The sequence below is a fragment of the Serratia sp. ME47 genome (genome assembly GCF_903970925.1).
Taxonomy (GTDB): domain Bacteria; phylum Pseudomonadota; class Gammaproteobacteria; order Enterobacterales; family Enterobacteriaceae; genus Serratia; species Serratia ureilytica.
Window position 1 is genome coordinate 140727 of record NZ_CAJCKE010000007.1, and the last position, 21594, is coordinate 162320.

Here is a 21594-nt window from a genome sequence, read left to right on the forward strand (position 1 = left end):
GGCTTTTCACCGATGCGCGGAGGAGCGCTGAGCGCCGCGTTCAAGCGCGTATTTTCGAAGCACTTCAACCCCCTATCGCATCTGGGGTTGAGGCAAATCTGCATGAAGAGACGGCGGAGTGGTGAGGGAAAGCCCGGCCAGTAAGGCGGCGATAATGACAAACAGGTGCCCTTCGGACGAGTCCAGCAGGAATGAATTGAACAGATGGCAGGCCATGTAGCTGCTGAGCACCGCAACGAACAGATTTCGGCGCGCCGGCGGCAAGCGCCAGGCGACGCGGTAGCAACTCCACATCCAGGTGAGGAACACCATCAATCCCAGCAAGCCGCTCTGCACCGTTTCCAGCAGGTATTCATTGTGCGGATTATGCACGCCATAGCCGGTGGATGGATTGCCGTACCAAAAGCTGCCGGCACCGTTGCCCAGCAGCGGGGATTGCTTTATCAGTCGCAGGGCTTCGCGGGCGAAGGCGGTGCGTTGGCCCATGGAGTTGTCGCAGGCCGCATAAGCCGTTTGGGCCGGGGCGAAAACGCACTCCTGAATTTGCTGGACGCCCAGCGTCAGGCGCTCCATGGCGCGATTGGGGGTCATGACCAGCATCACGACAGCCAGTATGCCGCAGGCGATCACGGCCACTTGCTGCTTGCGCCGGAGTGTGAGCAATAACCAGATGCCCATGCCAACGGCCAATGCCACATACCCGGTACGCCCCTGCACCATCAGCAGAACATTAACCGTCGCCAGCAACACCAGTCCCGCATACCCCCAGCGCCGTTTTCCGCTACAGGCAAAAGCACGCGACAACCAGACCAGCGCCGCCAGCGCCATAAACACGTTTTGGGTGATTTGCAGCTTAAACACCGTAGGGTTGTCGGGGTTCAGCCCGCCCAATGTGACATGGCCAAGCCCGCTCATGAAGCTGATGGCCAATATCGCGGCATTGGCCCACAAAAAGCCGCGGACAAATTGCGTCATCAGCCGCGAGTCGGCCAGAAAGAACAGCGCCAGCGGCAGGACATACAGCAATTTTTGGTATTTGCCGACCATTTTGGGGCCGTAGGCGTGAGCATGCGTCAGCAATGACAACGCCAGCAGCGCAAACATCAGGGCCGGCAACCAGACCAGGGGATGACAAACCAGTGCAGCCCACTGCCGGATATCGCGCAGCCAGAGCAGACAGACGACAACCAGCCCCAGTGAGATATTCATCAGGGGATTGGAGGTCGGGAGGGAGGCTCCCAGCAAAAAGGCGGTAAACGCAAACAACCGTTGCTGAAGGGGCGTCTGTATCGACGAGGAAACTGCTGAGTTGAATAGCATCGTGACGTACTCATTGATAAGAGAAAAAACACGGTGGAAGGCCGCGCAGGATTAACGCTGCGCAGACCCGACGAGGGATGCCAGTTGCCTGTTAACCGCCTGTATCACATCGCCGGCCGGGATGGCCGCGAGGTAACGCTCGCAGGTGTTGGTGTCAACGGCTTCCGGGGCGGGCAGCGGACGATAGTCTCCGGCCCACAGCAACGTGTGGGGCGCCTGCCACGGGGACCATCGCGCGAGGTCGCTGGGCCCGAACAGCACCACCGAGGGCGTATTCAGCGCGGCGGCCATGTGCATCGGCACCGAATCGACCCCGATAAACAGCCGCGCCCGGTCAATCAACACCGCGAGCTCCGGCAGCTCCAGACGCCCGGCCAGATTAATCACCCGCCGCGGTAACAGGCAGCGGGCCATAATGGCGCTTATCATCGCGGATTCATCTTGCGTGCGTCCGCCGGTGAGCACCACCGTTCTGCCCTGGGCGGTCAGGTGGTTAATCACGGCGCTGAATCCGTCCACCGTCCAGGTCTTGAAAGCCCAGCGTGCGGTCGGCTGTATCAGCACAAAATCGGTCAGGTGATGACGTCGGCTGAGCCGGTCAACGTCATCCACATCAGATTGCCGCCAGGCCTGCGTCACCTGCGTGATTGTCGTGGGCAAGGCCAGTGGCGCCAGAATGCTGAGATTATTCAGCACGGTGTGCTGCGCCGGGCCGGCAACGTCGACCAGTAGCGAATGGCAGGCCCGCCAGAGTCGATTGTCGCGTTTGGGGTAGCGAAACCCCAGACTGAAGGTCGGCTTGAGAAAACGGCAATACAACGCCGCCCGCCACTGATCGGAGAGGTTGATCACCAGATCGTAATGGCCGGTCCGCAGGCTGTTCCATAACGCATATTCGCCGCGGTATTGCGCTTTCAGCCCCTCGTGCTTGAGATCCCGGTCCACGGTAAAGGCCAGATAAACATCCTGATTGCCGGCCAGCATCGCCTCGGTGCCGTCATAGACCAGCACATCGATCAACGCATTGGGGTAGTTGACGCGCAATGTGCTGAGCACCGGCGTCATCAACAGGACGTCGCCAAAGTGGCGTAGCTTGATGACGAGAATGCGTTGCACGCTATCCCGGTGCAAAAGCGCATTGGGCACCCGGCGATCGGGGAGTATGGCCAGCGGGGATACGGGGCGTTTGCCGGTGGTGCGATGGGCATTCATGGTTCGTCGCCTCAGAAAAATACAAAAGGCCGCTGCAGGGCCGAAAGAGTCCGTGAGGATAAAAATAGCGCTGCGCCACGGTTCGAAAACCCGAGAAGGCTGCAGGGAGAAAACGCCGTTCTCTCTGCCGTGCTCCCTGAACCGTCAATCTCGTTATCGCGGGAAAGCGGGCGATTAGCAGACGTTCTCGTCATGGCTGAGTACGGGGGTTTTATCCTGATAAATTGTCGAGCGCTACGTGGTATTCACCGGATGAATAAAGAGTTACCGCCGAATAATATCCTGCCCGATCTTAACGGCGACCGTGCAGCAAAGATAATTGGTTGTGCAGATCAATAAGATCCTACCGATCGTTGAAAACGATCAATCCTTTACAAATTGCAGGGTTACCGAGAAAACTCCTAACCCATTGAGGTTATTAATGTCTTTTATTGCTGCAGCGTACGGCGCGTGCTGAACTCACTCCCCGACCGGAGAGCCCGGTGCGGGAAGTGAACCATCGTCAGCGAATAAACGTGGGAGGGGGAAATAGGAGTTTTCACCGGTGGAACAGCGGCGCCGCGGCCGGATACCTAATCACTCGCCAAGCGCAGGAATTGCACGACCGTCGAAAAGCTGAGCTTTGGAGAATAGACCGGCTGGGAGAGCATAGAAATGGTACAGCGATACACTCACCTTGCACCGAACCATCTCACTGAGCATGCGAGGCAAATTGATGCGATTTTCGGAGGTTTAGTCCCAAATCTGTCCCATGATGAAATTGGAAAGACGGGATGAAAGGCGTAACTCATTGATACTTAATGGCACGCCCTATAGGATTCGAACCTATGACCTACGGCTTAGAAGAAAGTGACATAAAGTTTAACCCATTGTAATTAAAGGCCGTTCTGCATTCACAGTGACATGAATCGGCAAGTGATGACATATTAGTGACGCCTTAATGGCACCGTAGTGACGTCACCAATATGACACCATCCCTACCCTTCAACCCCCCCACCAGCTACCATTACTGCACACCCACCAACGGAGCGTAGCAATGGGCAGCATCACCATCGCCGGCCGGCAGATCTTCATTCTCAACGAAAACGACAGATACCCGGAACCGCAGCAGAATAGCCCTCCGATGTTCGCGATACGCGAAGACGAAGAGCAGCAGCACTGGCTTTATGTTTGGCATAAAGGGCGCTGGCCGCTCGTCTCTGAAGATCCATATAAAACCCAGGGCGAAGCAGTTGACGCAGAACTAGCTTATAGATTTACATTTTGAGCATTGAGCCACTTACACTGTTCATTCAATGCATTTTCCATACACCATAGCTTCATTCCCTCAGGAAGAGTTACTATCTGTACGTTGTTTATTTTGGCGTACCATATTAGATAACGATATCTAGATGCCCACTTATCATAGTTATCATCATCATAATCTTTCGCGTGCCATGAATGGCTCAAAACAACCATCCATCCACCATCATTGATAGCTTGCCGCATCCAATGAATAAGTCTTAAAGATCTTTGCCCATCTGATGTAGCGCGGGGTATATCATAAGAATCGAATAATCCTTTTTTTAGATACCTTTCATCAGTAAACGCATTAACGGCAAAACTATAATATTTACTTGCTTCAAGCTTTACTTTTTCCTTAACGTCTTCTGAACCACTTAGCCCTTGAGGCCACACAAAATAGTCATAGCCATTACGCCTAGTAAACCCGTTATCGATTAACCACTGTCTTGATTCAAACAGCTGCTTCTTTGTAATATCATCATTACTAATGTTGTCTTGTATTGTTAAAGTATCGAACCCATGAGAAACAACATCGCTTCCATTATTATACATTTCTTTTAACTGCTCTAAACTCATGGTTTTTTTGCCATCAGGGCCATTCCCATTTATCCAGTTTGGCACGGCTGCTATGGTTATATTGACACCTGTTTCTTTTGATAACTTACCCCAGTATGTATATGTTTCAATTCTGGTGTCGTCGTCTATTATTGTTAGATAAGAAACCCTTCCAGAAACAGAATAAAAATAGTAATAAAATAAGAATAAAAAACCAATAATGAAAATTAGTATGAATGATAGTAGAAAATTCCGTTTCATATAACCCCTTTTTATATGATAAATTTCAGCGAATCATACAGCAAATCACTCAATAAGTCACCAAAGGCCGGGTTCCTTCCCGGCATAATTTAAACTGCTATGTTTACTTGCCCGCAATAAAATTTGTCGTACTGATACTGTTGACGCAAGTCTGACAGCAACAGGGGGCGGTTGTAGATAGCCGCATACGCCACCTCTACTGATGAAGATGCAATCCCTGGTGTTGATGGATCACGCCAAGCACCAATGCGGTACATTGACGGGCCGTTGTTCTCAGTTACCCACCTGTTTTTTAACTGAATCCCTGGCGCATTAACTCCGACAACAAGGTCATCCAGCTGACGCGGAATATACATTGCACAGATATTGTTATCGCCATCTACTGCAAATGCAGACCATTGCCATTTAAGAGCATTGGTTACTGGTTTGTCTTGTGCTGGCGTCGCCTTTGAGAACAAAGGTGTATCCTTTTTATCAGCACCAACACAGCCACTCATCTGTTGAAAACCGTTATCACCAGCAATAGTGGCCTGAACAATACCAATACCAACACCTTGACTAGTTCCAAGCTGAGATAGATTGCCCAGTGGATTGCTATATGTTTGATTTGGCGGAGCAACAGTATTAGGCAAGCGGTGAACAACGATTAAAGTGCGATTTATTCCGTCAGGTACGTTTGTGATATAACCGTTATCTTTGTTGCATAAAACTGTGTTTACAGATTGGTTAGGAGAGCCAATTTTAGTGAGCGTATGTCCATTCCCTGTAAGGTCAACACTAAAATCTCCCCTCCAAGCAGCCATGCACCCTGCAACAGTATTGAACGGGGTAAACATAGGCGCAAATTGAGGGTTTTCAATAATAGAATTATCAGCAAGAATGATTGGCATTTTATAACTCCGACATCCAAATTTCAGCGTAGTCATCCATCGGGCGCAGCACGCCAGTGGAATCAGTATAAGATTCACCAGGCAGATCGCCTGAGCTATCACAAACATTACCTCGCGGCCCATTAATTCTACCGCTTTTTCCTATCTCTCCAGAAACTCCCCATCCGTATGTTAGCACTTCATTTTGTGCCAGTGGACGCGAAGTAACTACAGTAATGCGATTGGAGCCAGAAACTTCCACCGAGGTAATAATGTCCACATATTCATTCGTAATTCTATCAACAACCTCAAACCCATAATTGGCAGACTTCCATACCCAATCTGTTTTTAGTCGAATTGGTGGTGTTGGTACATTATACGTTAACTCACGAATATTACCCTGCACGCGCTCAGAAGTCACTGCAAGCCATGTGATGCCGAATGACTTACCTTCCTGGTTATTTTTGATGGCTCGATGAAATGACCTCTGCGCCAAGCGTCCAACATAGATATACTCATCAGGAGACATGTGAACACCGTCAACGTATTTACCAACATATGCCGGATAACCGATCTGTAAATAACCCTTCCTGGCAAGCTTAGCTATAGACAAAGCAATTGTTGGCTTTACTCTCTGATAAGCCCGGTGTGATGCTAACTGCGCGGCAATCATAACACGGTCAAAGGACTGTCCAGTTATAGCCATTGCGTCATTATTCTTATCCTCAATATATTTAATCAGCAAGGACTCCCATTCCTCTTGAGGCGTCTGATCCCGATAATCGGACTCTCCCTGGCTGAATATCTCGCATAGTTCCGAATATATCACCCCACTATCATTAGCCAAACGCTTTGCGTTGGTAACATATTTGATATAAGTATTATAGCTTTCAGACCCCTTCATCAGCTCAATAAGCTTTAGACCTGCAACACCATGAGATGCCCCGAAGAATTTAAATTTAAGTGATTCAGAAGAGTCAATCCCTAACTCAACCATTAACTTTCTTGTCAGTTCGTTTACGAATGAACTCAAATATGTCTCTGATTGTGGATAATTTTCAAATCCCGGCAGCACGCGGTTGCTTTCTACCAATGGGGCAAGTACATCAGTTTCAGGAGTAGTGCTTCGAATTGTCCCGCTAAATGTTACATTACTATAAGGCTGAGTGGAGTTAACAATTTTCACACTGGCAGGATTTGTCACCCCTTGACTTAATGATTGACCTCCATTCTCTATACCCATAATGCCAGATAGTTCTATTTTACTTGTCGGCTTTTCGGAAATGCTAACACCGCCAATAACAGGAAGCCCTTCATCGTTTTTGTATCCTGCAGAACAAGCGTATGGCCTGTAGTATTTGTCCGTAAAAACAACACCATTGTCACCAGGTAAGTTAATAACCTTCAATCCCGACAAGAACGTATCCCCATTGCTGTTTACATGGAGCGGGATCTTACCGTTATCTGATGCTATTCCACCGATAATCTCCCTACCCAACTCATCTTTCACACCACTGATATTTACTACATTTCTTACTTGCGCTGATAGGTCATCAACTTTATCACTAAGTTCGTATACAAACTCGCTTGATGGATAACTCTTTTCTGTTTTTGTAGGCGTTCCGTTCACATTACGCCATACATCTGCAATATTATTTTTATATGGTGACCAGACAAAGTAATACGCACCATTAGGGATCTCTCCAGATGCAATTGCAGCGCTCGCTTCTGACTCAGTCCATGGATGACCAAGTGGTGCTATATTTGCTAGTGCGCCAGCCCATGTATATCTTTCAACACCAAACCTATCGATGTATGTTCTTTTATCAGAAGTTACAATCTCATCAATTTTTCCAGAGTTGAATTTTAAATCCCTTACGTCCTCGCTTGGGATTGGCTTATTCGTTGGTGTGGTCATTTACGCTGTAACCTCGTAATTATACATTTCATCGTTGTATTCAGACATGGTTAACGAGGTAGTCCCGTCGCCATTCGGTTTCTTTTCTGTGATCGTCCACTTAGTGGCATCCATCTCCATTTGCGTGGCAATAACGTAGCGAGACGGCGACTGGACGTTGTAGCCGTCAAATATGTTGAGGTTTATTGCTGGCACTGCAGCGGTAAAACCGAATGTCGTATCGCTGCGGGGGTATGCCTGAACGCGCGCCGTTGGAGTGCCACTTGCATCAGTGATGACGACAAACATATCCCCAGCCCACTCGATGCGTTCGCTTGTGTCGAAGTTGTTGCTGTTTCGCGCAACGATATAGCCATCCTGCTGGTTCGCGTCGTAGATATCGGCTACCTGCACCATCTGGCCGACGTTCACCCATTCACCATCGGCAAGCGCGCGGATAGCCATCGTTTGGCGTGAATACAGCAGCCGGCGAACTTCTTTCAATGCCCGATCCCGTGCCTGGAAAGAATTGCGGATAAACAGCATGTCGAACTTCTTCGCCTTTACCGGTTCCCCCTCTTCAATCGAGTTGCCGACGATCCGGTAGCGGATGAATGCCTGTTTATTCGTGACCGGGTTTCGATACTTGACCTCTACCCCATCAAAACCACCGGGTAGTGTCATGTCGTAGGAAAGGCTGTAATCCTCCGCTTTCATGTTGGCGCGGTTGAACACCGTTGTTGCGCTTGGCTTCCGTTCATCGCGAGTAAAAGACAACACCCCGCCATCCCAAAATGCGGTTATGGTCGCCGCATCACAGATCGTCTGAATCCGAGAGCCCAGCGAGATATCTTCGTCATCGAAGGTGTAATCGAAATAGCCCAGGCGCTGATCCGGCAACGATGCCGCGATAGAGTAAAGCTCGTAGATGTCGATACTCGACTCTGGCTGACCACCCATCTTTAGCCAGGTGTGCAATACCGCGTCTGCAAACGAGCGTGACGGCCTTTCTGTGTAATCGACTGTCTGTGTGGCCAGGTTGTAGCTGATGACGTGGCGGGTGATTAGAGCGTTATATTTTCGCTCCCTTGCACTGGTCGCGCGTTCTGTCGCAGTGACAGTGACGGTTACGAGCGTGTCATTCGGGTAAACAACGTTGGTGCGCGTCCTGACGATGTGTACAGCTTCAACCTTCAGGATCGAGTGATCGTTACTGTTGTTGGTTCTGACAAACTGAAGCGCATAACGACCATAACCGGCTGCCGGCGTGATTTTGGTTGTCCCGTACTTGGTATCTGCATTCTCGTCATCATTGTTAAGTCCGATGTTTAGAAACTCTGTAGTCCCTGGGATCTGGTTGTTGTCATCGTCAATCTTCCACCATGTGACCGTTGTTCGTGCATAGTCACCATGCCCCAGTTGCGCCTGCAGATGAATCCATAGCTGAGTCCCCTCTACTGGTGAAAATGACGGGCCGATTACCAACGGTTCATTGTCGTTTAGCGTGAATATCGACGTGTTGATCACCGCATCATCGGGGATCTGCCCAATATCATTGCCCCCCAGGTTTATGAAGGTGAATTCGTAGAAATAATGCGGATTAACTGGGGCGCCATCGTCGGTTGTCGTAGCACTGAAGAGATCGGCAAATACAGTGATATCGCGTGTTACTGGGCCTGATACTGTGTTGTATGTGACATTGACCACGAAAGACACGGAATGAGGCTTAGACAGGTCATAGAAGTAATCGAAATCGCTGTTCTGCTTGATTTTCACCTTTGCCTGTCCAGCGATGAACTCCCCAGACACCATATCGGTAGTTGTCGTCGCCGTTTCTGCTGGAAAATCTCCGCTCTCGTTCGGCCCCGGCAGCTCCTGGCCGTCGATGTCGTCAAAAGCGAACCCCTCGTTGATCAGCGGGATGTTATCGCCTGGCTGGTAGATGCGGTATGAGGCGCCAGCCAGCGCGCCGAGGTTCGATTCTGAGTACCTTACTGACGTGACGTCATACCGGCCCAGCCCGAAGTTCATCCACTCTGTGACTTTCTTGATGTTGTTGTCATACTCGAACAGCGACTCCTGAATCAGGTCAGGGTACGCGCGCACCTGGCCGTAGTTGTCAGGCTTTGCCTCACCGTTTCGCGCAATGTTGGTTTGCCCTTTCAGGCTGTTATTCGGGGAGGTCTTTGCATTGCTGCTTGTCGCCACGCCCGCGCTTGGTTGGCCGAGCAGTGACGTCAGGATTTTTTGGACAAACTTGATCGGAGCGAAAATAGGACTTAGCACTTTGCCAATGGTGCCGCTTTTCGGCTGGTCGAACACGCTGATCACGTCGCCGTCGTTGAGCGGGAAATTCAACTCATCATCGGGCTGCAGCTTTACGCCGTTACGCAGAATTTCAACATCGCAGTGAAGATTGGCCGATTTCAGCCAGGGGTAGAACATGCTGCCGGCGGGAAGGTTATGACGTTCTTTAGGCAACCCCGGCACGCGCTGTACTTCGATCAACGGCATAGTCGTAAAACTCCAATTTGGTGAAAACTCGCTCCAGCGTCCGCAGTTTGTCAAAGCGCACATGCCCCGCTTCGCCGCGGCTATGGAATGCTTGCCCATAGATGACTAAACCAACGTGGGCAGGCTGACCGCCGTAATACGCGATAAAAATGCTACTGTCGGCCGCTTTATCGGCCTGATGCCAGAACACAACATCACCGGAAAAACACGTCAGGAAGTCGCTACCGGCTTCGTAGTCCGGCGTTTGGTGTATCTCTATGCCGAGCACATGCCGGTAATACAGCACCACCAGCCCCCAGCAATCAGCCGTGTCGAACGAGCACGCCCGATCGCGCCACGGCTTACCCTCCATGGTGTGAATGAAGTCAGATTTATGCATTGGCGAGTCCTGGGAATTCAGTGGTGTTGTAGAGAAAGCCGATGTTGTTGTTGAGCGGGTTCTGCAGCGTGAGCGAGCACGTTACGTCAGCCTCATCGAGAGAGGCATCTTTCACATACAGCGTCCAAGACTTCAGTGGCGTGTTCATGTCCGCCGCATCGAAACGCTGATACGTGGCAGAGATAGGCGTTATGCGTGAGTGCGCGCGCCACAGCTTCAGCTGCTGCTTAAAGTCCTGTGCCAGACGCCCGAATTTCACCGTTGAGTTGATCACCGGCGTACTGCTTTGCTGGCTCTCTGCGACCTCCATTCGACACGGTGAAAACACCTGGCCGGCGAACGTCTTTGGGTATATCTGGTTAGCCACCAGCCGGAGAACGCCAAATGACGGATGGCTAAACGTCATCGTGTCGTAGATGATCCTGTTGGGCCGCTGTGACTGAAATTCTCGTAATGTAGGCATTCAATACTCCGGCATGTCGCGGTTGACCACTTCATCAATGATCCCCCACTGATACGGCGGCAGCTCAACAATGACGTCTGAGAAATCGTCATCCGGGTTGTAGACCTTCCGGGTGATTACGCTCGCCGTCCACGTCGTCGTGTTGCCGTTGATGCTCGTTTGCACCGGCGGCGCAACGAAATGCAGCTCCTGCAGTTGCAGGCCAGAGCCCCCCAGATTGCACAGCATCGTGAACCACTGATTGCCGTTATCCAGGTAACGAGGGCTGCGATACCACTGTTCGAATGCCCGATCCTCTTGCAGCGTGAAAATCCACGTCAGCGACCAGGTAGTTTTGAGGTCATCTGTCAGGCGCTGGAAGATAGGCGCGCCCACTGCCGGCTGATCGGTGCGGAACCCGGCATCAATCGTGCGGCTCTTGTTGGCCTTCTGGGGAAGTGATAGCCAGTCGGGATAGGGTATTGCCACGGTTTTCTCCCGGTAATAAAAAACCCGCCGAAGCGGGTTATGGAGGTTTGAGTGCTGCTATTCAGTGGCTTTGCGAGGCGCCTGGTGATACTGGGAGATGCCCTGACTAATTTGGCCGCCCTGCTGCAGATCAGCCAGCACAATGCGCACCACATCGGCACCATCAGCCCCTTTGCTGGCCTGAGTATCCATTACACCAGCGCCGGATGAGTAGTTTTCGATAATGATGGTTGGCGCCGCACTGCCGCCGCCGGTCATCTGCTTGTTGCTAATCACCTTGCCGTTGTCACCGGGGATCATGTACTGCTTACCAGTGCTCGCCTGGTAAATCTCTGGCTTGCCTCGCTCACCTACCTGGTACATCGCACCGGCGCTCACAGGGCCGCCGTTATAACGCGCTCCAGCCAAAGCCAGCCCACCAGCCAATCCAACGGTTGAGGTTATCCCTGCAGCCGCTGGAGCAGCGTTAGCGCCAAGAGTTGCCAGTGATGCCATTGCGGCCGCCGGCGCCCAGGCTGAAGCCGTTGTTGCAGCCATACCCACAGATGACGCCACGGAGGCGGCGCCAAGCGTCTGGCCGAGGATGTAGTTTTTCAACGCCTCCACACCCACCTGAACGATGCTGTTTATCACGCTGTTCAGAATGGTGTTGCCAAGCGACCTCATCGCCTCTTGTGCCGACATGGTGCCGGTAAGCAGCCCTGTAATAGCGTTTGAGGCATTACCCGAGAAAGCATCAACAGCGCTCGTCAACATGTCGTAGCCAAGGCTCTGCTGGCTAAGGATTTCCCACTGCGCGGCAGTTCGCTGTTGTTCGTACTGCTTGTTAGCAGCATTCATCAGCTCAATTCCGCGCTGAGTAATCTTCCCTTTATCCGTTTCAAACTGCTGAATCAACGCCAGCTTCTGCGTATTCTCATTGGCAAGCTGCTGCACTGGGTCAACCATGCCGGCAGCTTGCTGTTGAGGACTTACCACGGCTTCAGCCCGGATTTTTGCCAAGTTAACCTGATGCTGTTGCTCCAGCTGCTCAGCCGTGGTGTTGTACTGCTCCTGGCTGATTTTCTTGGCCGCTAACGCCGTGTTTAAGTCCTTCACGTCCTGAGCGTAGCTGGCATTCTCTTTGGCTTCTGGCAGGAGCTTCTCTGCTGCAGCCTGCGCCTTGATAGCGTTGGCAGTGTCCCACTTCTTAGCGGCGTAAGCACCAGCCTCAGCGATCTGGGCCTGTGTAGCTCCTTTACCCAGCGATTGTTGTGCAGTCAGGATCGCCTGCTCTCGGCTAAGCTCACTTGTTGAGTCCGCCGCAAGCTCAGACTGCTGCTTCAGGTTAGCCAGCTTCTGGGCAACGCTTTCCACCTGGCTCGCTGACTTCTTGCCCTCCGCTATCCCTTCCTTGGTTGCCTTCTTCTGCTCCTGAATCGCCTTGGTTGCATCGAACTCTGCACCAGCCCTTTCGCGTGCCAGCATGACGTCTTGCTCGCTACCGCCGAGTGTTCTGATGTCCTTCTCTGCCTTAAGCTGGGCGCGCTTCCTGTCGTTAAGTTCGCTCTGAATCTCAACCTGATCATTCAGCTTATCCAGATAGTCCTGAACGTTTTTAGGCCGTTCAACGATGAGGCTTTGCGAGTTAAACTTTTCTTTAGCCCTACCCGCAAAGTTAATGGCATCACCAAGCTGACCAAATAGACCAGCAGTAACGCTTGCCTCCTGGCCATCTCGTTTCAAAAGGTCTATACCCTGCCTGAACTCACCGTTCATCTGCGCCCGCAAGATACCGGCTTTGCTAATTGTCTGGCTCAGCTTACTTTGCTCTGCCTCTACCTTGGCAGTTAATTGGATGTGTTCACTTTCTAACTGACTTACTTTCGACACAGCATCTGAATAAAAAAGGCTTCCTTCCGACAAACCAGCCACCGCGGCTTTAGCGCTTTGCAGCCTTGAAGTGAGATCCGTCAGGCGAGCTTCGTTATTCTTGAGCTCTCCAGACTGGACATTTATCGATTTGGCCGCCTTGTCTATCTCTGCTGCCAACTGCACATTGCTCATGGTACGCATTTTGGCAATAACACCGTCAAGCTTGTCCGCGAAATCAATAGATTCCTGCTTCGCCTGTTGTGCCTTTTGGTAAAAATAGAACAATGCTGCACCAGCAATCATCGCTGCGCCTGCCGGTCCTCCAATTAATGACAGAGCACCTCTCGCCAATCCGCCAATGGTAGTAGTGGCCGCCGCTGCTGCAGTCGTTGCTGTCGTGGTTGCTGCCGCCTGTGCTAATTGCGCCTCCGCAAACACAGCTGACCGTTGAATAGCAACCGACTTAGCTGTATTGAGATTTTGCAACGCGAAAGCTTCCGCGTTCGTCCCCTTGGCAACGTTGTATTCTGCTTGTGCCAGTGCAAGAGACGATAACGCAGCCTCTTTATCTAACAATGCCTTTCTTGCCGTTACCGCAGCAGCATTCGCTGCAGCCGCTGCGTCAGCTGCTACTGCAGAAGCGTGAGCCTGAGAAGCAAGCATGTCGCTTACCTTTGCCTGCGTAGCCATCGCCAAGGAGCCAATGTATCGCCCGCCGAGCACGACAGCAAAAGCCGTGACCACACCAGCAGCAACATCAACATTTTCACTTAAAGAGACAACAGCATCATTGAATACCTTCAAACCTGACTGAACAGAGGTAGATTCACCGATGAATTTAGTGATGTTGTTCCCGGCGATCTGGAAGGCCTGACCCATGGTTTGGATCGTGTTGCCGAACTCTTTGGCAATCACATCACCTTGGCTGAGTAATCCTTTCACAACTACATCGGTAGTCAGCTTACCTTCTGCCGCCATGGCTCGGAGCTGACCAACCGTTACGCCCAAGGAGTCAGCCAGAGCCACCGATAAGCGGGAGCCGTTCTCTGAGATTGAGTTGAACTCTTCACCACGCAGCACACCGGAGGCGAGCGCCTGAGACAACTGGATCATGGTTGAACTAGCTTCTTGCGTGGTCGCACCGGAGACAATCAAGCCCTTATTTATTGTCGTTGTCAGCTTTGCCAAATCTTCAGCGCTAGTTCCTGCGCTGCGCGTTGCTCGCTCAAGTCGTCCGTAAAGCGTTGCCGTTGCCTCCAACCCGGAACGCGTCTCTTGAGAGATGTCAAAAACTCGCTGCGTTACATCTGCCAACTGTTCGGTTGGTCTTACGGCGTTTACCAGCTTGTTGTTCACATCTACCCAGGCATTGGCATATTGCGCCACTTGCTGGACGGATAGAGCGGCGGACAGGCTGACGGCAACGCGCGATAAAGACGAGAAGGCTTTTTCTGTGGAACCAACCGCTTTCCCTGTAGCGTTGAAAAGGCCTTCCATTTCATCAAGTCTGGCATTTACTTGCCGCTGGCCAACCAGCAATCCTTGAACATCCATCTCAACCTGATAAAGGATGCTTCCGTCACGCGTCTCATTAGCCATTTACCGATCTCCGGGCATAAAAAAACCTCGCTAGAGCGAGGCCTATGGTTTTGCTAAAAAATCACTTACACCTTGATTTTATTTTTAAAACAGAATCCTCGTCATTAGAGAATAACGCATGCGTATCCGTGAAATTTTTGGTTTCGCCAGAGATGAAAACATGAGAATAAAACGGATATGACATTTTACTCTTATCTTTCATGGTTATATTCACATTCCCACAAACATATCCGCTGATAGCTTGCTCTGATTTTTTGTCGTCTGGATAGAATTTTAAGTTTTGTAACTCTGATGTTCCATCGTCATTTTTTGAAACGTAGTCGATAACCGCTTCAATGGCTTTAGCATCATTTTTTTCACCGCACCCAGCCAGCGCAAACGAAGCCAGCATGATGAACAAAAAATTTTTCACACCCATATCCCCATCAATCAAAGATGACCCGATCTTAGCAGAGAGCATGGGGCAGGCAACGAAAAACCCAAAGCTTAGCTGGCTACCTTTCTTTACCCATCATCGCCTGCCAGCGCTTCTCATCTTCTTCCATCACCTGGTCATACTCTTCACGCGTGAAGCCTTTCTGCTCTGGGTACTTAGCCGCTAGCAGCAGCTTAAACTCGGTCATCGAAAGGCGCTCTGCTTCGGCACGAGGCATGTTGAAGTGATTCCGTGCTGCGCTGATGTACTCGAAGGCGTTGAACTCGTTAACGTAGCTGTTCGACTCGTGTCGTTGCAACTTACGTATCTTTGCCTTGCCGATGATGCCATGAGTGATCAGCGACTGACCGATTACGATGATATCGCTCGCCGGCATCTTGCCGCGGCGAAACACGAAAGCCCTCTTCCCTCTTTTGCTTGGCCGCAACTCTCCCACTAGCGCGCTGAGGTCATCATCACAGCATGCCTGCATGACGATCATCCCGGCGAATACTGCTGAGCTACTGAATGACGGCGCATTGATGTATGCCAGCAACCACCCAGGAACCTCACCGTATGCCTCTACAGCGGCTTCAAGTAACCGTGGTGCCTCACTGGTATGGAGTTCAGCAAATCGCTCTACAATCTCCGCTGGCGAGCCTATACGGGTCATGTTTGCGAACGAAGGTCGAAGGAAGTAATCGCGATCGGCATCGGTGATGACCATCTCGCCTAATTCAGTGATTGGTGTCATGAGATTCCTCGAATAATTATCATCAAGGGCGCAGTACGCCCTTTGTGATAGTCACGCGGTAACGGTGATCGCGCTGGTTGATGTTTTGGCGCCATCATTGGTGGTAAACGTGATTGTGGCCGCGCCGGCAGAAACGCCAGTAACGAGACCTGACTGATTGACTGTGGCCTTACCGGTTGCCGAGGATGACCAGGTGCCGGTTTTGTCGCTTGCATCAGCCGGCGCCACGGTGGCGGTAAGCTGTTGAGTAGCCCCTACAGCAATGCTTGCTGTTGCTGGCGCCACTGTCACACCGGTAACCGGTACATCCGCGGCGACTTCAAATACGACAGTATCGGCATCAGCAACTTTCCACTCGCCGGAGAAAGTGGAGATGTCGCTCGTGCCAAAATCACCAGACCACGATGTGGTGTTGAAGTAGCCCATGATGTAGGTGCCGGAATCTTCGCCGACGAAATCGAATCGAACCCAAATCGACGGCTGCCGGCCAGCCTGCACTTCATCGAAAATGTACTTCGAGATGTTGAGCGCGCCGATCTCAGTGGTTTTGTCTTTACGGCGGAATTCACCTTCACCGGAAATGGTGAAGTCCATATTGGTTACCAGGTTCTCCACCAGCCCTTTCGCGTCGTCCGCTTCGGACGTCACGGAGTTTGGCGAGAAGTCGAAGCCCTTGGTGGTCAGCGCGCCGAGGCGCTTCCAGTCACTCAGTGCCGGCAGCGTGTCAGCACAGCCGAAAGCCATACGCAGCACCGCGACTTTACCGATCAGCTTGCCGGTATCATTTGCACAACCTTGCATGTGTTACCTCTTCAAATAAAAAAGGCCGCCCAGAGGCAGCCTGATGGATAGATATGTGCGTTATTCGCCGAAGGTGCAGCAGACTAAAAGTCGGTAGATTAATCGCCCCTCTGCTGATGGGATTGGCGCTGGATAGCCTCCGAGCAGACGCATAGCGCCAACACAGCTATCAGCGCCCTGTTGGCTGCTGATGTAGTCGGCAATTTTGTTTGCCGTAGCATCTGCTTCTGCGTTCTTCCCTTTGGCCCCGACAACATCGACCATTACGAAGAAATCTCCGCCGCGGTCGTATTGAATATCTGAACCACCGCCAGGCCGGAACACGATGAAGGCGTCAGATAACTTACCCGTGTCGTTCCACATCAGCGTTTGGATGGTGAACCCTGCGGTTAGGCCTGCGCTCTCGAAAAGATTTCGCAGGCGGAGATACATTGGAGGTGTCACAGCATCATCTCCTTCCTGATTATCTCTCCCACCTGCCGGCGGGTTTTCTCTGCGGCCTTGGTGAGGAATTTAGGTTCACCAGCAGGATCCCAGTAGTTGCCGCGGTTGTTTGGCCGCGGTAACCCCTTCATGATGCCACTGGCGTTATGGACATAGACCGCATAATTCGCTGAGTAACCGATACGGCCAGTAATCCGAGTACCGTTGATCATTGTCTCCTGGTACTGCGAATTTATCAGGGTACTGGTGTCAACCGGGGTCATCAGCGCTGCTTCATTAGCGATTATCATCACGGCCGATTTGATAGCCCTGACTGCCTTTCTCGTCCTGACATCCTCAACCACGGCATCAAGGCGCCGCTGGGCCTCTTTGATACCCTTTATCTTTACGCCCATCGCTACGCTCCCGTCAGAATGGCTATATCCTCTGCCAGGCGCTCAAACGTGTCGGCATAGCGGATCACTTGTACCACCTCATCGGCACCCGCGGCGATCGGGTCTACCATGGTAGACACGCCGATAAGCAGATAGTCGCCTTTCTTTGCTTCGGTGAATTCAGTCCACACAGTGTTTTTTACAGTGATTTCCGAACCGATATTGTTCAGCTTCGCCGAGAGTCCGCCCTGGTAATCGCACATGATAATTTCAGGCGGAGCCCAACCCAGAGGATCGCCCGCTTCACTATTGCCGAGATTGCGCCATATCGTGGCCTCAGCCGTATATGACCAAATGGCTAATGATGACATGTCACTCTCTCCAGCTAATCACCGCAGGCCGTTCTGCCGCGATTTTCGGGCAATTAAATTTCCACTCACCGCGGTCGTTAACGAATCCCGTGGTTTGCCTGTCCGTATCAGTCTTCACCCAGACGCGCTCAAAAGGCTTTGGTAATCGTTCGGTGACAGGTATCCATGCCATCAACCACCACCGCACATGCAGCCACCCTTGCCGATCCAGACACCAGCAAAAGCCTTGTTTGTCGGGTCAGGTGGAATCAGGCCTGTAGCGCACCCTTTTTTGTCCAACCCGCGCAGCAGGTTCAGCGCCCCTTTCCAGCGATCGCTGAATGATTGATAGCGGAACGAACGAGATGCCCCGCTTGGCGCCGTTTGAGAGCTGATGTATTTATCTCCCTGGCCTAATCCCATAAGCCCGAGAAGATAGAGTTGGATGAGTAACGCTGTGGATGCTGGGTAATTCGCATCCAGACATTCCTGAATGCTGTTCACCTGCTCCACCAGCGCATCCAGGACGAAATCAGGCAAGGTGATACCCTGTGAATCCAGATATTCCTTGGCCTTTTCTTTAGTCACCATGGCTGATTCCTGTAAGAAGAAGCCCCGCCGAAACGGGGCATAAAAAAACCGCCCTGGCGGCGGCTGTTATTCAGCAGGGAACAGATTTTCGAGCTCGCCTTCCGGCAACAGTTCAGCGAGCTTTTCTTCGCCGAGGTTGCCTTTGAACTCAATCCCCAGATCAGTGAGCCGCGCCTTGATAGCATCCTTGCGCGACTTGGTTTCGTTGCCGGCATCCGGGGTGGCCGGGGTCAGTTCACCGCCGGCCGCGCCACGCATCAACCGAACGTTAGATTTCAGCGCTGGGTGAAGCTTTTCCAGTTCCAACACATCCCCGATCTCTACGCCATTCCAGGGGCGAATAACTTCGTATTTAGCCATGTTTCCCCTTACGCCAGATTGGCGCCGTAGACAACGCCGGAAAGCCCCTGATCGTCCGCAGTGATTTGCAGACCTTCAGCAGACATGATCTGGAAGTTGTAGTTAACGTTAGGCAGAGGGCGCGGCAGCGGAATAACACCCACAGCCATGCCGACCAGCGGAGAGATCACATCACGGCGCCGGACGTAAGCGACGAACTCATTACCCTTCAGTGCAAAGGTCATGCGAATTTCTTTAACCGGTGCAAATGGCAGTACCGCCTGCAATACAGTGCCACTCACAACGCCGTTGACCACGTATGGCTGCGCCAGATTTGCCCAGATTTCTGGGGATACCCACATCACGTCGTACTGAGCGACTTTGTTGGCGCGCGCCAGCGCACCGAATGCACCTTTGCCGAAGAACTCGAACAACTGAGTCATCGTTGCTGCAGTCAGATCGATGTTTGCGCCGCCGGCACCAGCCCCAAGATTGAGCTTTTTGGTGTTGCGGTGGTTTTTAATACCCTGCGCAGGATAGGACTGAACCTGGATGTTAGGATCACCGTTGAGGTAATAGTTGACGCGCTTCTGGTTGAACTTACGCATCTTAGCCATTTGCGAGTCCAACACCAGATCGATACCCACGGTGTTCAGCCCGGCAGCATGACGCCAGTTCACACCATAGCCGGCAGTGAATACCGGAATTGGGTCGCCATCGCTGGCGTATTCTGTGTGGTCAAAGGAGAACGGCGCCTGGCCATCAATGCTTACCGACACATCATCAGCAATATCACCTACCACGCTATACAGCTTGGCAGTTTTGCCGACGGACAGAACCGTTTGAACGCCGGCCAAATCGTTGATGATTTCCATGCCAACTTCCTGATCGCGCAGTTGCAGTACCTGGCGATCAATTTCAGCCCAGAAATCACGAGTAAAGCCACCAGCAGCGTTTACTGCCAACCACTCCTGTGTCATGTGGGCGCGGTTGGCAGCGATCATGGCGTTATGATTGGCGTTCCACATATTGCGGTTCGCCCACAGCTCATTCCAGTGACCGCCGAGGCGGCTATTAGCAGCCAATGTCTCTTTGGAGAAATACATGTGCGTTTATCCTTCTTTTAAGCGCCAGCGGCGACAGTGCCAACGCGCATACGCACGCGGATGAAATCGGTAGCGCCGGCGGCGATGGTGGCTTCATCCTGGCTGTAACCGATCACTGAGTCAGTGTCAGCAGTTGCCAGGGTGAATTGGCCGTTAGCGCCAAGCTTGATCGGGCTATCTTTCTTGTACGCGCCAGGTACGCAGAGCAGCGCCAGTTCACGGCCTTCTTCCACGTAGTTGCCTACAGCGGAGTCGCCAGCAGGAACCGCCTCGGTGATTTTCAGCCCTTGATGGTAGGCAACATCGATGATGTAGATGCGACCCTTTAGCGCGGTAGCCTGAGCGAATTCATCGCTGGCGTTGATGACAGCAGCAGTGCCTGGCAAAAGTGCCGCGGCAGTGGTGCGGGTTTCAGTCTTATACAGCGACTTTCCGTCGATGTTTACGCGACGATAACGTGGCATTGGATAGCCCCCTTATTTAAAGTATGCATCTGCGGCGGGTGCGCCGGATTCTTGCTGATGCTGGCCTGAGTTACCCGCCAGCGGCGCCGATTCGCCAAGCGTTTTAAACATCGCTTCCAGGGCTTCGCCTTGCAGCGCGTTTGCCACGATTTCGCCGTGAACTTTCGCCACTGCTTCACGCTTGGTTTTCTCTTCTGCGCGGGAGTTGGCAGTAAGGGTTTCGGCCAGTTGGGTATGGTTGGCCTGCAGCGCTTCAACTTTCTCGGTAATAGGCTTGAGCGCCTCGGCGAAGTTGGCGGCCAGGCCTTTGCCGATTTCGGTGATCAGCTCTTGTTTCTCTTCAGTGGTTAAAGGCATGTCGCCCTCCGTTTGCTGGTTGTTTGCAGGTTGTCCCTGCGGATTGAAAAAGGATTTAACTTTGTTGGCGACGACCGTCACCCAGGATTCCTGACGCGCAACCGGCGTGCCGGTTTCATCAAAGGTGATTTTTCCGCCCTCCGATGTGTAGCCATAAACCTGGGCTGCGCCGCCGTTGCGGATGATAACCACCTGTGAGTCGGTGAAGTCTGCCACCCAGGCATATTCATTTTCGCCGGGAGCAAATTTATCTTTTGCAGCGCGGTCTAGGCGTTGCTCACGATCCCGGTAGGATTCGCCAATCAGCGCGCCAGAGTTGGCCTTTAACGGCGTAGCAAGGTCAGCGTTAACCATCAGTCCAACGCCCTGCTCAGGCGTCGCTGCACCCACCTCATGCAGTAGGATTGCGTCATGATCTATGCTGTGAATCTTCGCCACCCACTTCGCGCCTGTAGCCTTTTGCTGCTCATTGGGCTCAAGCTGGTCGAGAAACACCGCAACGCTGGTGTGGATTGGTGGGACATCCTCACCACGCTCGAATGCTTCGACACGAGCGATAAGCTCTTTGCCACCTTCACTCTGGTTAGCGATCGTTGTATCCACCCACTTCTCCAGGTAGATTCTGTTGCCAGATTTCTTCGCGTTGCGATTCCAGGCGCCGATATGGCCCTGGTTGATACCTTCAGGAGAAAATGCAGAGATGAATGCGCCATTTAGCTGGGGATGCCCCAGCGGCGCTAGCGTGCCTTCCAGCCCTTGATAGTGAGCATCGATTTCACTGGCGGTATACAGCCCTTCATTCATGACCACGTTTGCCGGCAGTGTGTAGCTCGGCAAAACAAGATGCTCGCGGCCGTTGTATGACTCCCGGCGAATTGCCTGGCTGTTGACCTTCGTAGTGACGTTAACTTGAACTTTCATGGA

22 protein-coding genes and 1 pseudogene are annotated in these 21594 nt (G+C 52.1%); 2 read left to right on the top strand and 21 right to left on the bottom strand.

The genetic code is table 11. The annotated features are described in order from the left end of the window. Nucleotides 1-72: 72 nt before the first annotated feature. Nucleotides 73-1320, bottom strand: a complete 1248-nt coding sequence (locus tag H7A77_RS10340; protein WP_182074113.1) for an O-antigen ligase — start codon at nt 1318-1320, stop codon at nt 73-75. A 51-nt stretch (nt 1321-1371) separates the two neighbouring features. Continuing rightward, a complete protein-coding gene (gene rfaQ / locus H7A77_RS10345; RefSeq protein WP_182074114.1) occupies nt 1372-2532 on the bottom strand; it encodes a putative lipopolysaccharide heptosyltransferase III in 1161 nt (386 codons plus the stop codon). Between the two features lie 636 nt (nt 2533-3168). On the opposite strand from rfaQ, the pseudogene H7A77_RS10350 reads away from it, so the two are divergent. After that, nucleotides 3169-3309: pseudogene (locus H7A77_RS10350) on the top strand (integrase); the annotation flags it as partial. 259 nt (nt 3310-3568) lie between these two features. After that, a complete protein-coding gene (locus H7A77_RS10355; RefSeq protein ID WP_182074115.1) occupies nt 3569-3799 on the top strand; it encodes a hypothetical protein in 231 nt (76 codons plus the stop codon). On the opposite strand, the gene H7A77_RS10360 is transcribed toward H7A77_RS10355, so the two are convergent. The 19 genes from H7A77_RS10360 to H7A77_RS10450 all read right to left on the bottom strand — a co-directional run bounded on the left by H7A77_RS10360 (nt 3781) and on the right by H7A77_RS10450 (nt 21591). Next, entirely contained in the window at nt 3781-4632 is an 852-nt protein-coding gene (locus H7A77_RS10360) for a hypothetical protein (RefSeq protein WP_182074116.1), read from the bottom strand. The two genes, H7A77_RS10355 and H7A77_RS10360, sit on opposite strands and share 19 nt — an antisense overlap. A gap of 89 nt (nt 4633-4721) precedes the next feature. Beyond that, complete coding sequence (locus tag H7A77_RS10365) at nt 4722-5522, bottom strand: hypothetical protein (RefSeq protein ID WP_182074117.1); 801 nt, start codon at nt 5520-5522, stop codon at nt 4722-4724. 1 nt (nt 5523) lies between these two features. Continuing rightward, entirely contained in the window at nt 5524-7419 is a 1896-nt protein-coding gene (locus H7A77_RS10370; protein WP_182074134.1) for a hypothetical protein, read from the bottom strand. Further along, nucleotides 7420-9912, bottom strand: coding sequence for a host specificity factor TipJ family phage tail protein (locus H7A77_RS10375; RefSeq protein ID WP_182074118.1), 2493 nt, complete (start codon nt 9910-9912; stop codon nt 7420-7422). Further along, complete coding sequence (locus H7A77_RS10380) at nt 9872-10291, bottom strand: NlpC/P60 family protein (protein ID WP_255443858.1); 420 nt, start codon at nt 10289-10291, stop codon at nt 9872-9874. Before H7A77_RS10380 ends, H7A77_RS10375 begins: the two co-directional genes overlap by 41 nt. Further along, nucleotides 10284-10754: a DUF1833 family protein gene (locus tag H7A77_RS10385; protein WP_060452314.1), complete on the bottom strand. Its 471-nt coding sequence runs from the start codon at nt 10752-10754 to the stop codon at nt 10284-10286. The genes H7A77_RS10380 and H7A77_RS10385 overlap by 8 nt, the downstream gene beginning before the upstream one ends. Next, the gene (locus H7A77_RS10390) at nt 10755-11222 is read right to left on the bottom strand and encodes a hypothetical protein (protein ID WP_182074119.1); all 468 of its coding nucleotides are present in this window, start codon (nt 11220-11222) and stop codon (nt 10755-10757) included. 57 nt (nt 11223-11279) lie between these two features. Next, entirely contained in the window at nt 11280-14675 is a 3396-nt protein-coding gene (locus H7A77_RS10395; RefSeq protein ID WP_182074120.1) for a tape measure protein, read from the bottom strand. 61 nt (nt 14676-14736) lie between these two features. Continuing rightward, nucleotides 14737-15087 (bottom strand): hypothetical protein, encoded by a 351-nt coding sequence (locus H7A77_RS10400; protein WP_182074121.1) that lies wholly within the window; start codon nt 15085-15087, stop codon nt 14737-14739. An 82-nt stretch (nt 15088-15169) separates the two neighbouring features. Further along, on the bottom strand, nt 15170-15844 hold the full coding sequence (locus H7A77_RS10405; protein ID WP_182074122.1) for a DUF6246 family protein: 675 nt from the start codon (nt 15842-15844) through the stop codon (nt 15170-15172). Nucleotides 15845-15895: 51 nt separating this feature from the next. Further along, nucleotides 15896-16645, bottom strand: coding sequence for an Ig-like domain-containing protein (locus H7A77_RS10410; protein WP_041033806.1), 750 nt, complete (start codon nt 16643-16645; stop codon nt 15896-15898). Nucleotides 16646-16705: 60 nt separating this feature from the next. Next, entirely contained in the window at nt 16706-17089 is a 384-nt protein-coding gene (locus H7A77_RS10415) for a hypothetical protein (protein WP_182074123.1), read from the bottom strand. Beyond that, nucleotides 17086-17484: an HK97 gp10 family phage protein gene (locus H7A77_RS10420; protein ID WP_060660826.1), complete on the bottom strand. Its 399-nt coding sequence runs from the start codon at nt 17482-17484 to the stop codon at nt 17086-17088. Before H7A77_RS10420 ends, H7A77_RS10415 begins: the two co-directional genes overlap by 4 nt. 2 nt (nt 17485-17486) lie before the next feature. After that, nucleotides 17487-17834, bottom strand: a complete 348-nt coding sequence (locus tag H7A77_RS10425; RefSeq protein WP_147823658.1) for a hypothetical protein — start codon at nt 17832-17834, stop codon at nt 17487-17489. 171 nt (nt 17835-18005) lie between these two features. Next, a complete protein-coding gene (locus tag H7A77_RS10430) occupies nt 18006-18404 on the bottom strand; it encodes a hypothetical protein (RefSeq protein WP_182074124.1) in 399 nt (132 codons plus the stop codon). 66 nt (nt 18405-18470) lie between these two features. Further along, the gene (locus tag H7A77_RS10435; protein ID WP_060429454.1) at nt 18471-18764 is read right to left on the bottom strand and encodes a hypothetical protein; all 294 of its coding nucleotides are present in this window, start codon (nt 18762-18764) and stop codon (nt 18471-18473) included. An 8-nt stretch (nt 18765-18772) separates the two neighbouring features. Beyond that, complete coding sequence (locus H7A77_RS10440; protein WP_182074125.1) at nt 18773-19849, bottom strand: major capsid protein; 1077 nt, start codon at nt 19847-19849, stop codon at nt 18773-18775. 17 nt (nt 19850-19866) lie between these two features. Next, nucleotides 19867-20313: a hypothetical protein gene (locus tag H7A77_RS10445; protein ID WP_049188535.1), complete on the bottom strand. Its 447-nt coding sequence runs from the start codon at nt 20311-20313 to the stop codon at nt 19867-19869. A gap of 12 nt (nt 20314-20325) precedes the next feature. Then, nucleotides 20326-21591: a hypothetical protein gene (locus H7A77_RS10450; RefSeq protein WP_182074126.1), complete on the bottom strand. Its 1266-nt coding sequence runs from the start codon at nt 21589-21591 to the stop codon at nt 20326-20328. Between the last annotated feature and the right edge of the window lie 3 nt (nt 21592-21594).

Bases quoted from the DNA above. Each gene is read 5' to 3' on its own strand.
- H7A77_RS10395 (WP_182074120.1), bottom strand. From the start codon at position 14,675: ATGGCTAATGAGACGCGTGACGGAAGCATCCTTTATCAGGTTGAGATG.
- H7A77_RS10450 (WP_182074126.1), bottom strand. From the start codon at position 21,591: ATGAAAGTTCAAGTTAACGTCACTACGAAGGTCAACAGCCAGGCAATT.
- H7A77_RS10370 (WP_182074134.1), bottom strand. From the start codon at position 7,419: ATGACCACACCAACGAATAAGCCAATCCCAAGCGAGGACGTAAGGGAT.
- H7A77_RS10365 (WP_182074117.1), bottom strand. From the start codon at position 5,522: ATGCCAATCATTCTTGCTGATAATTCTATTATTGAAAACCCTCAATTT.
- H7A77_RS10430 (WP_182074124.1), bottom strand. From the start codon at position 18,404: ATGGTGACTAAAGAAAAGGCCAAGGAATATCTGGATTCACAGGGTATC.
- H7A77_RS10420 (WP_060660826.1), bottom strand. From the start codon at position 17,484: ATGGGCGTAAAGATAAAGGGTATCAAAGAGGCCCAGCGGCGCCTTGAT.
- H7A77_RS10375 (WP_182074118.1), bottom strand. From the start codon at position 9,912: ATGCCGTTGATCGAAGTACAGCGCGTGCCGGGGTTGCCTAAAGAACGT.
- H7A77_RS10445 (WP_049188535.1), bottom strand. From the start codon at position 20,313: ATGCCACGTTATCGTCGCGTAAACATCGACGGAAAGTCGCTGTATAAG.
- H7A77_RS10425 (WP_147823658.1), bottom strand. From the start codon at position 17,834: ATGTCATCATTAGCCATTTGGTCATATACGGCTGAGGCCACGATATGG.
- H7A77_RS10360 (WP_182074116.1), bottom strand. From the start codon at position 4,632: ATGAAACGGAATTTTCTACTATCATTCATACTAATTTTCATTATTGGT.
- rfaQ (WP_182074114.1), bottom strand. From the start codon at position 2,532: ATGAATGCCCATCGCACCACCGGCAAACGCCCCGTATCCCCGCTGGCC.
- H7A77_RS10340 (WP_182074113.1), bottom strand. From the start codon at position 1,320: ATGCTATTCAACTCAGCAGTTTCCTCGTCGATACAGACGCCCCTTCAG.
- H7A77_RS10385 (WP_060452314.1), bottom strand. From the start codon at position 10,754: ATGCCTACATTACGAGAATTTCAGTCACAGCGGCCCAACAGGATCATC.
- H7A77_RS10405 (WP_182074122.1), bottom strand. From the start codon at position 15,844: ATGACACCAATCACTGAATTAGGCGAGATGGTCATCACCGATGCCGAT.
- H7A77_RS10380 (WP_255443858.1), bottom strand. From the start codon at position 10,291: ATGCATAAATCTGACTTCATTCACACCATGGAGGGTAAGCCGTGGCGC.
- H7A77_RS10435 (WP_060429454.1), bottom strand. From the start codon at position 18,764: ATGGCTAAATACGAAGTTATTCGCCCCTGGAATGGCGTAGAGATCGGG.
- H7A77_RS10410 (WP_041033806.1), bottom strand. From the start codon at position 16,645: ATGCAAGGTTGTGCAAATGATACCGGCAAGCTGATCGGTAAAGTCGCG.
- H7A77_RS10355 (WP_182074115.1), top strand. From the start codon at position 3,569: ATGGGCAGCATCACCATCGCCGGCCGGCAGATCTTCATTCTCAACGAA.
- H7A77_RS10440 (WP_182074125.1), bottom strand. From the start codon at position 19,849: ATGTATTTCTCCAAAGAGACATTGGCTGCTAATAGCCGCCTCGGCGGT.